Raw genomic sequence first — 15,029 nt, 5'->3', positions numbered from 1 at the left:
CCACCTGCCAGGAACGGGCAGCTCCCAAGAGCACGCCACGAGAGGACCGCCAGCCAGCACGTCACGACCAGGCCCGCCCGACACCTCCCCGTCGGGCGGGCCTGCGCATGCCCAAGGAGCACACCACCGTGCACGACACCTACACCGCCCACGGCGCCACCGACCCCGAGGCCTACGCCCGGCTGATGCAGGAACGCTACGGGCCCCTGTCCGCACTCCGCGCCGAGCAGCACAGGCCATCCCCACCACCCCCGCCGGCAGCCCGCAACCGCCGCCACAGCAGCCGATGGCCCGACCCGAAGGCCGCCTGGCACCGCGAACAGCTCCTCCGAGCCCTCCACTCCCACCAGCAGAGGAACAAGAAAGTGACCACCAACCCGACCACCCAGCCCGCCGAGCGCACCCCGCCCCGCCCCGGGGCCGTCTGGTGCAAGTCCTGCGACTCCTGGTGCGACCCCGTCTCCAGCCTCTGCCGCTGCAACAATCGATGACCATGCACCAGGTGACCGAAGGACAGGTCTATGAGGCCTGCCACCCCCTCGACGAACAGCGGCGCATCCGCGTCCTCATCGTCACCGGCAACCGGGCCGAGGTCGAAACCCTCGGCCCGGGCCCGGCCCGCCGCCGAAACGTCCTCCTCACCTCGCTCCACCCGACCCCCACCACCGCCAACGGCCAACCACGCCGAACCGGCTACCGGCTGGTCGAACCCCCAGCGGAACGGGATACCGAAGCGACCGACAACCCCGCCACCCCACGCCGACGGGCCAACGCCAGCACCATCACCGACCCCGAACTCGACCGCCTGTGGCAGCGCGCCGAAGACGCCGAAGCCCGCCTCCAGGCCGCAGCCGACCTCATCGCAGCCGGCCGCACCGCCTTCACCGAGCGGATGGACATCGTCCGCCGCCTCTGCGCAGGAGAGATCACCCCACGGCAGGCCAGAGCCGTCGACCGCGGCGACGAAGAGCTCCCCTAGGGCCTTTCTTTTGGATCAGCGGGCGGACCAGATGAAGATGCCGGCGATGTGGAGTCCGGCTTGGAAGACGGTGGCGGTCTTCTCGTAGCGGGTGGCCAGGCCACGCCAGTTCTTCAGGCGGTTGATGCACCGCTCGACGGTGTTGCGCTGCTTGTAGGCCTCGCGGTCGAAGGCCGGTGGCCGGCCGCCGGCTCGGCCCTTGCGCTTGCGGTTGGCGATCTGGTCGGCCGGCTGCGGGATCACCGCCCGGATCCCGCGCCTGCGCAGGTGCTCGCGGATCGCCCGTGACGAGTAGGCCCGGTCCGCCAGGACCATGAGGGGCCGGGTGCGTGGCCGGCCGATCGGCCTGGGCACACGCAGGGCGGCCATGACGTGCTCGAACGCGGGCGCATCGCCGGCCTGGCCGGGCGTGAGGTGGAAGCACAGCGGGCGGCAGCGGCCGTCCGCCGCGAGGTGGATCTTGGTGGTCAGCCCGCCGCGGGAGCGTCCGATGGCGTGGTGGGCGGGTTCGTCGGCCGGGCCCCCTTTGGCGGGCCCCGGCCGCGTTCTGGTGCGCGCGCACGATCGTGGAGTCGACCGAGACGATCCAGCCCAGGTCACCCTCGGCGTCGGCCTGGGCGAGCAGGACGGTGAAGACCCGCTCCCAGGTGCCGTCGATCGCCCAGTTCCGAAGGCGGGTGTAGACGCCCTTCCAGGAGCCGTACTCGGCGGGCAGGTGCACCCACTGCGAGCCGGTCTGGAACTTCCAGGCGATCGCGTCGATCACCTGCCGGTGATCGCGCCACCGCCCGCCCCGCTTCGGCGTCCGGTCCGGCAACAACGGCTCTATCCGCGCCCCCTGCGCGTCAGTCAACGGCACGACCGGACCAACGATCCGATGATCGGAAAGAAACGCCCTAGCGGGGTGCATCGCAATGGGCGGGCCCATGCCTGGGCCCCTCCTCCCTCCCCGGATCGCGCCAAGCGGCGCGCACCTCGCGGATCGCCGCGAGCGCGCCGAGCGCCTTCCGGCTGAGCGACGAGATCTGATCGAACACCGCGCCCAGCAGCGTCGCGATGCCCATCACGAAGGCAAGGGTCATTGCGACCCAGCCAGCACTACCCATCAGTCCCCTACCTCACGGATCTCACAGGAGGCGGAGCTGACCCTGCGCAGGGCGGGCTCGATCCGACCTCCGCGCCTGCGGACAGCTCGAATCGAGACACGCCGGCGCGCGATCTCGTACTGCGCATGAACGATGCGCAGGGCTGCGGCTGGACGGCCACCACGCTACGTGCTCCCCGTAAGCCATGGGGGTTGGAACTGAAGCCCCACCGCGCCGGCGGTGGGTGTGCCACAGTGCCAAATCGCACGCCCGAGCGATTCCCGCGCTCGGGATGGTGCTTGTGGACCGCAAGACCGCGTCGATCCTGGCGACTGGCCTGATGTGTCGTCAAGTTGATCTAGATGGTTCTCGGTTGATGATCTTTCCGCGCGGGCCGCAGGCTGTGACTTCCGGCTCCCTCGCTCGGCCTGGTGGGCCGTGTCGGACGATCGCCTGACAGCGAGAGGCGAGTTTGGTAGACCTAATCGAATGAACGACTCCATCCCCGATCCACCTCCCGAGGACAGCGAGTCCACGTCCTTCGGAGAGAAGGCGAAGGGCCTCTTCCACAAGCACAAAGGGAAGATCGTCACCGCCATCGCGGCCGTCGGCATCGTGGCCGTGGCTGTCGCTTTGACCGCCAACCGGAACGAAGAGCAGGGCACCGAACATCAGGATGCTGAGGGAGAGCCGTCCCCCGGGCGGGAGAACATGGGCCCCCCGACGCGCAAGCCCGCGGCGGGGCACGACGTTGCCGCAGCCGTGGTGAAGCTCCCTCCCGGCTACAACGCCAGCGAGGGGCGCAAGGAGGCGTACAAGGAGGCGACCGGAGAAGACCTTCTCACGGGCACCACCTACCGCTCAAAGCACCGGCGATGCGACTCCCTGGAGGAGGAAACTCCCGGCGAGGCCGCAGCCTGAGCACCTGGCCACCGTTCACCGGCCCAAGGCGCTGGATACTGCTGACAGCCAGTCCAACCGGGGGCCGGACGCCAACGGGAACAGGGCACCGGCCAGGGACCGTCTAGGCTGTTACGGCGTAGGGCGCGGGGATTCGGCCTACGAAGGACCCACCGCGTGCGACCCGACCCGATCGACCGGATCGTTGACTCCCTGCTGCCCCTCGCCGTCCCGATCAGCAACCTCACCCGGTACTACCGCAACCCGCGGCGCGGCGACGTCGCTGCGGTCGCCGAGTCGCTTCGGGTGCACGGCCAGTTCAAGCCCATCGTCGTCAACCGCGGCACCCTGACCGGCCGCCTCAACGAGATTCTGGCCGGCAACCACACCTGGGACGCCGCCCAGGAGCGCGGCTGGGACCAGATCGCCGTGTCCTGGGTCGACGTCGACGACGATGACGCGGCAAAGATCGTCATCGTCGACAACCGCACCTCCGACCTGGCCGGGTACGACACCGAGCTGCTGGCCGACATCCTGTCCGGCCTCCCCGACCTGGACGGCACCGGCTACGACCAGGATGCCGTGGACGACCTCCTCGACGGCATCGAGCTGCCGTCCCAGCTCGCCGCCGAGACCACTGACCGCGAAGGCGACAAGACGGCCGACGAGCACCTCCAGTGGGGCTTCGTGCAGTGGGGCACCACGCGCGTGCAGATCACCAAGGACGAGGTCGAGCGTCTGAACAACATCCATGAGGCGTTCTACGACGCCCGCGGTACGGACACCGGCTTCGCGCACTACCTCCTCGACCAGCACGAGGCGCAGCGGGAGGCCGCTGGTGCCTGAGTTCGTAGAGGCGTACCCGCTGGTCGGGCTCAAGCCTGCCCCGTACAACCCGCGCCGCCTGAGCGAGGAGGCCTTCGACCGGCTCCAGCGGTCCCTGGCCCTGTTCGGATGCGTGAAGCCGGTGATCGTCAACGGCAACGGCATCCTGGTGGCCGGCCACCAGCGCACCAAGTCGTTGAAGGCCATCGGCCAGGCGACCGCCCCGGCGGTTCTCCTTGACGGGCACGTGTCCACCCAGGACGAAGTCCAGTTCAACCTGTTGCACAACTCGATCGAGACCGACGGTTCCAAGGTGCGGGTGCCCGAGTCCGGGCCGGACGCGCACGGCTGGGAGTGGATCCAACCTGAGGACGTCACCGCGGTGTCCCGCTCCAACCCGGCGATCCAAGCCGAGATCCGCCGCCTGGTCACCCGCTACGGCACCTGGGGCTCCGTCGTCGCCGACTCGGCCGGCAGGGTCATCCTCAACAACGACTACGCGGTGGTCGTCGCCGACCTCAAGCTGCCACTGCTGTGCTACCGCCTGTCCGTACAGGAAGCCGACGAACTCGCGGTGTGGCTGGACGGCGACTACGGCGTCTACGACTACACCCAGCTCGGCATCCGCGCCTACAACCAGCACTGGTGCCAGATGCACCGCCTCGGCGGCGACGACGGCGCCTCCAACAAGAGCACGACGTACGAGCAGCACGTCCTGCCCGCGCTGCGCCCCGGCCAGCGCGTCATGGACTTCGGCGCCGGCGAGCTGGCGTACATCCAGCGGATCAAGTCGCAGGGCTGGGACGCCCACTGGTACGAGCCGCACGTCAAGGCCGCCGGCAAGCAGAACGCCCTGGACGTCGCGGCGACAGTCGCCCACATCCGCGACCTCCAGCGGGACGTCCCCGCGAACGGCCTGTACGACGTCGTCGTCCTCGACTCGGTGATCAACTCCATCACCTCGCTCGAGTTCGAGAACGCGGTCGTCGCCACATGCAACTCACTGCTCGCGAAGGACGGCACCTTCTACACGGGGACCAGATCGCTCGGCTCGGTCGAGCGGCGGGTCAGCGGACGGAAGGCCCGCAACAACGGCCGCTACCGGCGCAGCATCGAATTCCTGGACGAGAACGGCTTCACAGCGACGTTCAGGGCCGGCGTGTGGACGATGCAACGGTTCCACGACCCGAACTCGCTGCGCGCCCTGATGGAGAAGTACTTCGAGGAGGTGGAGATCCGCGGCAATCCGAACGGCGGGAACATCTACGCAGTGTGCCGCAGGCCGAAGGCGTTGCCGGAGGGGGAGCGGCGCGCGGCGCTGGAGCTGGAGTTCAACATGGAGTACCCCGGCTCGTACCGGCACAACCGGCACCGGCCGCTGGTGGAGGCCCTGATGCGGGCTTGCCGGGAGCGTGACGGCGGTTAGGCAACCACCCTCTGTGAGTATAAAATATAAGTAGAGAGACAACTTCAACTCACAGATAGGACAACCCAGTTGCCATCGATCACCCTCCTGGTGGGGGAGCGCAAGTACCGCTACCTGTGGCTCAAATACATCACCGGCATCGACCTCAGCCGCCACTGCGCGGTCGCCCTCCACGGCCGCTACAGCCGGCACATCAACGAGACCACCCGCGAGGCCACGGTCGAACTCGACGAATTCCCCCACGCCCTCGCCTGGTACCTCTGCGGCGTCACCTCTAGCCCCTACCGGTGGGAGGACAACCCTCACCTCGCCCTAGAGCTCGCACCCGGCCACACCCAGAACCTCACAGTGCACGACCTCACCGTGCACCTCGACGGCGTCCGACCCATCCCCATCAGCAGCGCCGAGATCCCCGCCGACGACCCCCACGCCCGCGAACACGCCTTCCGGTCCTGCCGCAACTGGCAGTTCGCCCACTACCTCCACAACCGTGGCGTCCCCAACGTCCACGGCGACCGGCCCCGCGTCACCACCCTGCGGCCCGGCAACGGGCAAGGCGAACTCCTCCCGCGGCCACCCCGCACCGTGAAAGCCAGAGATGAGGGCGTCGGCAGCACCAGCGCGTGGCCTACCCGCCAGGTCGACCGGCACCAGCAGCTCGACCTCGCCGTACACCAACCGCAACTCAGCGAACCCCACAGCCCGATCGCCGATCGAATCGACGAACTCGCCACCCCGACCGCCGGGTAGCGGTCCAGGGCCCGCCGTCCTCGCCCGCCGGCGGGCCCGTTCGGGGAGGCGCGCTCCGTGCACAGATGTCCGCGGCCCTGCCGAAGTCGGTGCACCCCGACAACGTCGGCACGTGTCCGGCGGAGGTCCATCACCCCCAGGTCGCTGGCAGGTGGAGCGGGCTGCGGGTGACGGTGCCACGCCGCCAGCGGATGCCGTCGACATCGACGGCGAGGCGCAGCGTGGGTACGCGCCGGGCGAGGTGGTGGAGAGCGAGTTGGAGTTCGGCTCGGGCGAGCCACGTTCCCAGGCAGTAGTGCCGGCCGACGCCGAAGACGAGGGACGGGTTCGGCAGCGGGGCGAACAGGTCGTCGGGGTCGCCAGGGAACGCCTCGGGGTCGCGGTTGGCGGCCACGCGGTCCGCGGTGACGAGTTCACCGGCCAGGACCGTCACGCCGCCGAGGTCGACGTCTTCGACGGCCACGAGGACGCGGCCGCGTTCCAGCCGGTCGCCGATGGGGATCCGGTGGAGTACCCGCTCCGTGAGGAGCGCGGCGGCGTCCTCGTCGGCGCCGAGCCTGGCCCAGGCCTGCTGCTGCTCGGTCAGCAGGTAGAGCAGGGCGTTGCTGATCACGGTCATGGTGGTGTCGTGGCCGCCGACGACCATGGTGGCGATCAGGTTGACGAGCTGGGCGTGAGGGATGCCGCCTTCGAGGTCGGCGGCCTGGACGATGGAGCTGACCACGTCGTCGCCGGGCGTTCGTCGGCGCTTGAGGATCAGCTCGGCGGTGAAGGCGTTCAGCTCGTCCCGGGCATGGCCGCCCGACTCTGCTGCCGCGTCGACATCGGCGAACGCGTGCTCGGCCCAGTAGAGCACCTGCTCGATGGGCACGTCATCGATGGCGAGGAGCCGGTGGATGACGGCGCAGGGCAGAGGCAGGGCGAAGTCGGTGGCGAGGTCGGCGGGCGGGCCGTGGTCGACCAGTTCGTCGAGGAGGCCGTCGATGACCGAGGCGACCCACGGGCGCAGCCGGGCGATCGCGCGCGGGGTGAAGGCGCGGCCGATGGCGCGCCGCAGGCGCAGGTGCGCGTCGCCGTCCTGCCGGCCGATGGCGTCGCGACTGTCCATCAGGCTCGGTCCGTCGTCGACGGGGGCGTTGTCCGGTGGCCCGAGCGGTGAGCGGCCGAAGCGGGCGTCGGTGAGGACCTGGCGGACGTCGTCGTACCGGGTCACGAGCCACATAGGCGTGCCGTCCGGCAGAGCCGTGAGCCGAGGCCCGCATTCCGGGGATGCGATTCGGTGCAGCGGGGCGGTGAGGTGGGAGGGCACGGTCGTTCCTGTTCTGCCGTGGGGACGGCCCCGGAGGCGACCGAGCCCGCTGAGTCCGTGGACCTTGTTTCCGGGCCGGCGTCGAGTATGCGATCAAGTAGCGTGAGCGTCGCCCGGCCGATGGGATCTCGGTGATATTCCCGCGCTGCCGATGCGTCGCGTGCTACAGGCGTGCGGCCTTCCTGGGTGTGATCGGGTGGGCCGCCCGCTGGCCTCGCGATGGACGCCCCGTAGCTCAGCCACAGGACTGAGCCTCGCACTTGGGAGCTCATGTATGGGATACATAATTAGGATCATGAGCCAGGAACACGATGAACTCGAAGCCGCAGTAGCCACGTTCGAACAGGCCGACGCCGTGTGGCAGGCGATCAAGGCACTCCTCGACTCCGCCGCCTCCGACCGTACGGACGCGATGAGAGGCGTTGTCAACCTGGTAGGCCAGACCGCTGCCGCACCACTGCTCAACCTCGACCAGAGCACCATCAGCCGCACCCTCGCCCGGCCACGCGAGTCGAGGAAGATCCCCCTTCCCCCGGAGGTGTTGGACCTCCTCACGAAGGACGCCCGGTTCCAGACCCGCGACCTGCTCTTCGGGGATCAAGAACCCCCGGGACAGGCGCTCCGCGACGGTTGGGCGCGGCTCCTCGAACTCGACAAGCGGGACGGTGTCCCGAAGCCGAAGAAGCCCAAGAAGAAGCCAGAGAAGTCGAAGAAGGGCGACAACGGCAAGCCCAGCAAGTAGCGAGAAGCCCGCAGCAACTCCCCACAGGAAGGGGGCCAGCACCCCGGTGCTGGCCCCCTTCCGCATTCCGCGGCCGCGCCGATCGCCCGGCCGAACTGAAAGGGAAGAACCCCTTGACGGGAACCACTACATGATCCTGCTCGCGACCTTCGGCGCCGCGTGGGCGGTCCTGGGCGTCGCCCACACCCTGGCGACCACATCGACTTCGACTCGACGGGATCGAGTAGACCCCAATGGTCCAGGGTCCCGTCGGCCGAACGACCGGGGAACCCCTCGGTCGCCGACCAGGCCGCTGAGCCGGCTGGCCTCCAGTCGCCCTCGGAGACCGCGGTCCCCGAGGGCGAGGGCAGTTTGGAGTTGCGGCCGACTTCGGCCTCTCGGTCACGCCGCTATGCCGCGAGTTCTATGCCCCATATCGGGGCCACCAGCGTTGGAAACCCATGCCGTTACAGCCAATAGCGCGAATCCCGAATTCGAAGCTGTCGTCCAGGCAGTTGCCCGTCTCCTCGTTGGTGATCTGGACTGCTCCGTCGGCCCGATCGTATATGTTCCACAGCTGAAAGGGCGTTGCATTGCATGGAATAGCGCGAAGGTGATATTGGTCGCTGTCGTCCAGGCATAGTCCAGTGCTGCGATTCTTTAGAATGTACGAGCCGTGGGCGGGGGTTCGTATCCAGCTCTGCCATTCCAGCCAGTTGCACTCCAGGGCCTGGAGTCCGTTAATGCTGCTATCCATGCACCGGGATGTGAATTTGTTCATGTAGCTGTCCCTGCGGTCCTCCAGCACGCTGCCTTCGAGGGCGCCAGGAGAATCGGCTGTGCCAGCGGCGATGACCCGTTCGGGACTCTTGGCGACCGCCGAGTCCGTGACCGTGAGACTGAGAACGATCGAGATCCCGACTGCGCCTACTCGGGCAAGGTGGATCGCGTTTACGATTTTGGCCTTGGCGTTCATGGCAGTCCCCTGACGCTGTAATTTGAGGGATGGTTCTTTCGCGCGACGTCCTGCTTGGAAGTGGCCAAGCGGGCGACAAATGGAAATCTGTCCCAGGGTGATACAGGCGGTGGATCTGATGATCTACCACTGCCCGGCCGGTGCGTGCCGTGCTCCGCCTCTGTCCCGAATCGAATTGCCGGAATCGGCACTCGGCCAGATGTGCGGGGACACCAAGCATGCTGCCACTCAAGGGGAGAGGTGGGTGGCGTTTGCCTGTGGAATGGCCGATATCTCGTGTACGCATGGCCGGTAGCCGCCAGTCGAAGCGCAGAGGATGTGCAAGGTCGCACTCGCCCGGCAGCGAGCCAATGTGGGTCCTGCCGCATGCTTGTGAGATCGCGCTTGGACCGCCCATGTATGGGATGCATATTTGGGCCATGGGGTCAGGAGCACGATGAACTCGAAGCCGCAGTACCCGCGTTCGAACAGGCCGACGCTGTGTGGCGGCCGGCAACGGCGAGCCCAGCAAGGAGCTGGAAGCCCGCAGCAACTTCCCACGGGTAGGGGGCCAGCACTCCGGTGCTGGCCCCCTACCTGCATTTCCGCAGGCTGGGCCGATCGCCTGGCCGGACTGAGAGAGAAGAACCCCTTGAGGTGAACCGCCACATGATCCTGCTCGCGACCTTCGGCGCCGTGTGGGCGGTCCTGGGCGTCGCCCACACCCTGGCGACCATGTGCTGGACCAGACCGTCTAGTCGTCGTTCGGCAGGTACCACCCGTGCTCGCGATGCCTGGGCTCTGGTGGGGATGACCGGGTCCTCAGCTGTACGGGCTCCAGCGGCCGAAGCGGCCCAGCAGGCTACGGGCTCCGTCTTCGTTCAGGCCGAGGGCGGCGGCGGCCTGCTCCAGGCCGATGTCGCGACGGACGTCGTGAGCGGGCCAGTAGGCGGTCCGTTCAGCGGTCACCTCCAGTTGGCGGGCGGCCCTTAGCGCCGCCAGGGGGGAGGTCTGCCCCAGGGTTTCGAGCTTTTCCCCGAGGAGGCTTACGAGTTCGGCGATATCGTCCGGTAGGGCGATAGCGGACTTGTCGACCTCGGCGGCGTGCCCGTCCCAGTCCTGCTCGCATGCGGCTGCCTGTTCTCCGGCTGCCTCGTGGAGGCTTTCCTCGCCGATCTGGTCCCAGTCGAGTTGGTACGAGGGGCCTGTCCAGCCGCAGGAGCACACGCCGCGCAGCTTGTCCGCCCGCGGGGCCTTGTACGTGAGGTGGTCACCGCCGTCGTAGACGTACCACTGCGAGGTGGTCTCCCCGGCCCCGCGTTCCGTCGTCTGGATGTACACGGGCTTGGGAACGGTGCCGTCAGGTAGGAGTACCCCGACAGAGCCTTCGTGTGAGGCCCCGAACTCCTCCGTTGTCCACGTTTCCCAACGCATGGCACCCCTCCAGTGATCCGCTTGCCCGGTGCGCCCGTGCGGTGGCGCAGGATTGACGATCCCGCACCGGATGCGCGGGCACCACCGAAACCGCGAAATGTCTTCTGTCCGGTGTCTGTTGCTCGGCAGCTTGCGGTCAGGTCGCACAGTCGGGGGCGGCGTTTCCTGGACTTCCGCCTGCGCGGCGTGGGGTCGTGTCGTTCAATGGCGGTATGAATGCCGTGATACCTGGTGGCCTGTTGCGTCTTGGGATTGTGGCGTTGGCGGCGGTGGGTCTGACCAGTCGCCTTCCGGAGCGTTCGGCCTGTCGGCCAGCCTTCACCGGTCCGACACCGGGTGAGATCGTCTGGGCGGGGCAGCCCTACCTGGTGACCTGGGATGGTGGAGCGGACAACCATCGCGTGCTGACCCTGTTCGTGGGTGACGAGGTCGCACTGTTCGCTGTCCAGACCATCAGCGCCGCCGTCGATGGCACCTCAGGCCAGTTTGTGTGGCTGGTGCCGTCGGACCTGCAGCCCGGTCGGTACGCGCTTGGGCTTGGGCCGAGACCGGGCGCCGGAACCAGCGGAATGTTCGAGGTGGTGAGCAGCGGCGACGCGCTGTCGCTCCCGCGCCCGAGGCCGTTGGCCGTCGTCGGCTGAGGCCAGGAGGTGTGTCCGTCAGGCGGCGGGGTGGGTGGGGTGAGCGGCCCGCCCCACCAGCGCGTTCGAGGCGCTGGGTAGTTGAGGCACGAAGACCGTACCGTGAAGCTGGCGGACCGTCCCGGTCACGGTGCTACCAGTTCCTGGAGCCCGGCGATGCGGGCGGTGCACGATGCGAGGATGGTGCCCATGACGACGACGTCGACGGGTTGGCGCCAGGTCCCGATGCCCGCCGAGGTGAAGGCTCTGCCACGGGACCCGCGCGGGTACCCCGTGGGATGGGCGACTCTGTGGGAGAGCGGCACCCGGACGCTCCGCATCGTCGCCGGCACCGGCCCCACCCTGGTCTGCACCTGCGTGCCCGGCTGTGGCCGGCCTCTGCTCGGGCAGGTGTGTCCGCAGCGTCAGCGCGCTTGCATGAACGAGCGGCGGTGCCAGCTGTGCGGGCTTCGCATCAAGTACCGCTTCCGGGTGGTGTTCGTGGCGGGAGCGCCGGAAGGCGACGGCCCGGGATTCGTCATCGAAGCTCCCCTTCACTGTTCCTGTGCCTCCTACGCGATCCAGGTGTGCCCGCACTTGATCACCGGTCACCGCGGCGGCGACCTGCAAGTCGCCGAGGTTCAGGAGTACCGGCTGCTGGAGCAACGGGTCCGCCCCCGCAGCCGGGACCTGTCCATCGGCCTCCTGTCCCGGGTCTTCGCCCCTGCAGACGCCGACGCCCACGCGTTCGGCGCCCTGGACAACCTGGTGGCCATACCCCAGGGCCCGTGGACCCCCGCGGCCGACTGGCTGAGGCAGGCCCAGACGGCCGTATAGGCCCGGGGACGACCGGCCAGGACCGGCCGTCCCCGGTCCCCGGCTCGGCCTTAGCTCTCGTTCATCCCACCAGGTGCTGACCCGATTCGCAGGCGACGAGACCGTGCTGTTCACCACGCAAACCATCAACGACACCGTCGACGGCGCCTACGGCCGGTTCGTGTGGCTGGTTCCGCCGGACCTCCAGCCCGGCCCGTACGCGTTGGGGCTCGGGCCGAGACTAGGCGCTGGGAACAGTGACCTCTTCGAGGTGGCCGCTGGCGGCGGCACAGCGCCCTCCCACGGCCGAGGCCGCTGGTCGGGGTTGGCTGACGCGCGGCTGTTCGCCGGGTCGGCGGCCGTCAGGAGGCCGGGGCGTCGCCGGTGTGGCCGAGCTGCTGACCTGGGGTTGGTCCGTGGCTCTCCGCCGACCTGCACCACGGACTCCTGACACCGGCGCCCGGACGGCCTACGCCCGGCGGTGGCCCGCATCGGGGTGGTTGATGCTCGGCTTCATGGGATCGATCGTCGTCCTGTTCGAGATGGATCCGGATGAGGCGCTGGGGCCGGATGTGGAGCCGTAGGTGCTGACCGTGCACGCCGCTGGTGCCGACCCCGAGGTCCCGGAGGACCCGCAGCCGGCGACGTTGTGCGGCCTGGACACCGGCCCGATGGAGCATGCCCACTACCGGCCGACGCGTCCGAGGGAGCCCTGGTACCCGGCGGCGCTAGCCGACCGGCGCTGCCTCGACTGCGAACGGGCGCTGCGCTCCTCATGAGCGGGACACCACCCGACTCTGCCCAGGAGAAGGGCGTGGCCGAGGCTGCAGCCACGCTGTACGGCCTGCCGCCCTCCGAGTTCACTGTGGCTCGGGATGCGGCGGTGACCGAGGCCCGGCGGAGCGGCGACCGGCAGCTCGCTGCCCGGATCAAGGCACTGCACCGGCCCACGGTGGCCGCGTACGCGCTTAACCGGCTCGTCCGGGATGACCGCGGCGAGGTCGGCGAGGTGTTGGAGCTGGGCGAGGCCCTGCGGAGGGCGCAGGCCCGGCTGGCCGGGACGGACCTGCGGGAGCTGTCCACCCGTCGGCACCGGCTGGTCGCCGCGCTCACCGCGAGGGCCTCCGACGCGGCCAGTGCTTCGGGAGTCCGCCTTTCGGAGGCGCAGCTTCGGGAGGTGGAACAGAGTCTGCGGGCTGCGCTCGCAGACGCGGACGCGGCCGAGGCGCTGGCTGGCGGTTGCCTGGCTGCCGCTCTGGAGGAGCCGTCCGTGCTCCCGGGCGTACCCGCCGAGTCTGCGGCCGGGCCGCCGGGTAGGGAGGCGCGGAGCAGGTCGCCGAGATCGGTAGCTGCCGGTGAGCGTGAACATGGTTCGGGTCAGACAGCCGCCCGGCAAGAAGGACGGGCTCGTCGGGAGCGGGAGGCGAAGCGTCGGCGGGAGCAGGCCGAAGCCGCACTCGCCGCCGCCCGGCACGCCCACGAGGTGGCGGTGCGCGACCGCGACCGGCTGGAACGCCAGGTGCAGCACCTGGCCGTGGAGCGGAACGAAGCCTCCGGCCGGGTCGAACGCGCCTGGGTGTCCCTGGACGCCGCGCTCAAGCACGCCGAGGCCGCGGGCAAAGCACTGGCCGAGAGCGAGGCCGAGCGGGACGCTGCTGAGACCCGGGCCGAGGAGGCCCTGCGTCACGTCCAGGAGGCGACGATGCTCCTCGACGCCGAAGGCCACCGGCCCGGTGGCCGGCACGAAGGAGAACGGTGATAGCACGGACACGACCGTCTCCGGCGGCCGCACGAACGCCGAAACCATCCAAGCCGCCCGGCAGGAGGTTCTGGCTCAGCAAGGACTTGAGCAGGCCGACCCATATGCCTGCGCACGAGTCCTGTTCTACCCGCCGTCACAGCGCGGGAGCGGCCGGGTCGGCGAGATCACCTCGCTGGGCCCGCGCACCAGCGACACCTACATCGCCGAGCTTATTGAGAAGGTCAACGGACAGAGCCGGAACACGTACACCGTGGTGATCGACGGCAAGATCAACCCGAACCGCACCTGGACCCTCGACGTCCCCGTGCTGCTCTACCTCGGACTGAAGTACAACGACCGCGATGGCTCTACCGCCGCCCGCATCCTCGGGATGCCCGACGCCGACCAGCCGCCCGCGCTCTGACGCCCTGCCGCACGTGCGGCAGGGCACCCTGAGTCGACCGTCGGGCGGGCGAGGCTGTGCGAATTCGAGCGTGACGGATGTGTGGAGGCTGGTAGATGCCGCCGTCCCCAACTGCTTGAGCGACCATCAGTTCGAGTAAAAGTGGCCCCGCAAGCGGAAATTGCGGGGTCTGGCCTCAAGCGCCGTTCGGCCCGGAACTGCCGGTAGGTTGATGGCCATGCCGGTCAACCGGCATGGCCCCGGGCGCGGTTGCCCCGCCGTGCCCGGGCTCCAAGCGAAACCGATCAAGAATGACGAGATCAGGCATGCTCGAACGATTCCGCGGAGACTGGCAGCGTATTCTGCCGCACTCCGCCTCCTCTCAAGCTACCAGCAATTTCCCTCCCGGCCGCGGCCTGCGCTCGATCGGGGTAATCGATGTCGTCGCACGTTTAAGCGGCGTGCTCGCAGTGCCGCTCCTCGCCTGGGTTGTTCTGGGTGACGGCCCGGTCGCCGCCTCCCGGGTGGCCCTGCTCCTGTGCCTGTTGCGGTGCACCGGCGAGGTGGTGGTCCGGGTCCGGCGGGTGAGGGTGGTCTGACTTCCGAGGGGCGGTTCTTCTCTGATGAGGAGGGCCGCCCCGCTTTCGCGGACGGGGTGAGGAGCGGCAAGGCGGAGACATTGCGGACGTATCCATGGACCAGATCGTCGGGCTGCCCGCTGGCGGCCGGAGGCCGGCCGCCAAGCTCTCGGGCGCGCAGCGGCTTTGAGGGTTTCGTGCAGCTGTTCGGGACGAGATACAGCAGGTACGCGCGGGCTCGCCTGGACGACGCCAAGCTTGGCGCAGAAGCGGTGGCGTGGACTCTTGGCTATGTCGAGGCCGACTGGGAGTCACTGCTTGCCAGCCCTGAGCCGACGGCCGAGTGCTGGTCTCTGCTGCGAGAGGCGGTTGGGCGCCGCAGCATGCCGGGCCGACGCGCCGGCGATTGGCTGCACACCGTGCTGCCTGCACCCGCCGCCGATGTGCTCCTTCTGCGCTACCGGCTGGGGTTCCAACTTCCGGACGC

At 69.0% G+C, this 15,029-nt stretch carries 16 protein-coding genes and 1 pseudogene; 12 read left to right on the top strand and 5 right to left on the bottom strand.

All coding sequences use genetic code 11. The features are described 5' to 3' along the window. Positions 1-493 precede the first annotated feature (493 nt). Positions 494-979, top strand: a complete 486-nt coding sequence (locus ACZ5GH_RS11520; protein WP_464334190.1) for a hypothetical protein — start codon at positions 494-496, stop codon at positions 977-979. Between the two features lie 15 nt (positions 980-994). On the opposite strand, the pseudogene ACZ5GH_RS11515 reads toward ACZ5GH_RS11520, so the two are convergent. After that, positions 995-1,889: pseudogene (locus tag ACZ5GH_RS11515) on the bottom strand (IS5 family transposase). Further along, a complete protein-coding gene (locus tag ACZ5GH_RS11510) occupies positions 1,876-2,061 on the bottom strand; it encodes a hypothetical protein (protein ID WP_464334189.1) in 186 nt (61 codons plus the stop codon). Before ACZ5GH_RS11510 ends, ACZ5GH_RS11515 begins: the two are co-directional and overlap by 14 nt. Positions 2,062-2,553: 492 nt before the next feature. On the opposite strand from ACZ5GH_RS11510, the gene ACZ5GH_RS11505 reads away from it, so the two are divergent. The 4 genes from ACZ5GH_RS11505 to ACZ5GH_RS11490 all read left to right on the top strand — a co-directional run bounded on the left by ACZ5GH_RS11505 (position 2,554) and on the right by ACZ5GH_RS11490 (position 5,965). Further along, complete coding sequence (locus tag ACZ5GH_RS11505) at positions 2,554-2,985, top strand: hypothetical protein (protein ID WP_464334188.1); 432 nt, start codon at positions 2,554-2,556, stop codon at positions 2,983-2,985. A 156-nt stretch (positions 2,986-3,141) separates the two neighbouring features. Continuing rightward, complete coding sequence (locus ACZ5GH_RS11500) at positions 3,142-3,810, top strand: ParB N-terminal domain-containing protein (RefSeq protein WP_464334187.1); 669 nt, start codon at positions 3,142-3,144, stop codon at positions 3,808-3,810. Next, entirely contained in the window at positions 3,803-5,215 is a 1,413-nt protein-coding gene (locus tag ACZ5GH_RS11495; RefSeq protein ID WP_464334186.1) for a ParB N-terminal domain-containing protein, read from the top strand. The genes ACZ5GH_RS11500 and ACZ5GH_RS11495 overlap by 8 nt, the downstream gene beginning before the upstream one ends. Before the next feature lie 69 nt (positions 5,216-5,284). Further along, entirely contained in the window at positions 5,285-5,965 is a 681-nt protein-coding gene (locus tag ACZ5GH_RS11490; protein ID WP_464334185.1) for a hypothetical protein, read from the top strand. A 130-nt stretch (positions 5,966-6,095) separates the two neighbouring features. Here ACZ5GH_RS11490 and ACZ5GH_RS11485 read toward each other — a convergent pair whose 3' ends face one another. Continuing rightward, positions 6,096-7,187 (bottom strand): cytochrome P450 family protein, encoded by a 1,092-nt coding sequence (locus tag ACZ5GH_RS11485; RefSeq protein ID WP_464334184.1) that lies wholly within the window; start codon positions 7,185-7,187, stop codon positions 6,096-6,098. A gap of 382 nt (positions 7,188-7,569) precedes the next feature. On the opposite strand from ACZ5GH_RS11485, the gene ACZ5GH_RS11480 reads away from it, so the two are divergent. Continuing rightward, the gene (locus tag ACZ5GH_RS11480; protein ID WP_464334183.1) at positions 7,570-8,016 is read left to right on the top strand and encodes a hypothetical protein; all 447 of its coding nucleotides are present in this window, start codon (positions 7,570-7,572) and stop codon (positions 8,014-8,016) included. A gap of 403 nt (positions 8,017-8,419) precedes the next feature. On the opposite strand, the gene ACZ5GH_RS11475 is transcribed toward ACZ5GH_RS11480, so the two are convergent. Together ACZ5GH_RS11475 and ACZ5GH_RS11470 are read right to left on the bottom strand one after the other, a co-directional pair. Further along, on the bottom strand, positions 8,420-8,971 hold the full coding sequence (locus ACZ5GH_RS11475; protein ID WP_464334182.1) for an RICIN domain-containing protein: 552 nt from the start codon (positions 8,969-8,971) through the stop codon (positions 8,420-8,422). Between the two features lie 801 nt (positions 8,972-9,772). Further along, positions 9,773-10,291, bottom strand: coding sequence for a hypothetical protein (locus ACZ5GH_RS11470; protein ID WP_464334181.1), 519 nt, complete (start codon positions 10,289-10,291; stop codon positions 9,773-9,775). Between the two features lie 305 nt (positions 10,292-10,596). Here ACZ5GH_RS11470 and ACZ5GH_RS11465 point away from each other — a divergent pair, with 305 nt between their 5' ends. The 6 genes from ACZ5GH_RS11465 (at position 10,597) to ACZ5GH_RS11440 (ending at position 14,563) form a co-directional block, all read left to right on the top strand. After that, a complete protein-coding gene (locus ACZ5GH_RS11465) occupies positions 10,597-11,025 on the top strand; it encodes a Ser-Thr-rich GPI-anchored membrane family protein (protein WP_464334180.1) in 429 nt (142 codons plus the stop codon). 189 nt (positions 11,026-11,214) lie between these two features. After that, positions 11,215-11,841 (top strand): hypothetical protein, encoded by a 627-nt coding sequence (locus tag ACZ5GH_RS11460; protein ID WP_464334179.1) that lies wholly within the window; start codon positions 11,215-11,217, stop codon positions 11,839-11,841. 563 nt (positions 11,842-12,404) lie between these two features. Then, entirely contained in the window at positions 12,405-12,599 is a 195-nt protein-coding gene (locus ACZ5GH_RS11455; RefSeq protein ID WP_464334178.1) for a hypothetical protein, read from the top strand. 35 nt (positions 12,600-12,634) lie between these two features. Next, complete coding sequence (locus ACZ5GH_RS11450; RefSeq protein WP_464334177.1) at positions 12,635-13,579, top strand: hypothetical protein; 945 nt, start codon at positions 12,635-12,637, stop codon at positions 13,577-13,579. Beyond that, positions 13,554-13,985, top strand: coding sequence for a hypothetical protein (locus ACZ5GH_RS11445; protein ID WP_464334176.1), 432 nt, complete (start codon positions 13,554-13,556; stop codon positions 13,983-13,985). Before ACZ5GH_RS11450 ends, ACZ5GH_RS11445 begins: the two co-directional genes overlap by 26 nt. Before the next feature lie 305 nt (positions 13,986-14,290). Beyond that, positions 14,291-14,563 carry a hypothetical protein gene (locus ACZ5GH_RS11440; protein WP_464334175.1) on the top strand — a complete coding sequence of 91 codons (273 nt, stop codon included), beginning with the start codon at positions 14,291-14,293 and terminating at the stop codon, positions 14,561-14,563. Positions 14,564-15,029 lie beyond the last annotated feature (466 nt).

This window comes from Kitasatospora sp. Xyl93 (assembly GCF_055383135.1).
This window is presented reverse-complemented; position numbering and strand designations above follow the sequence as displayed.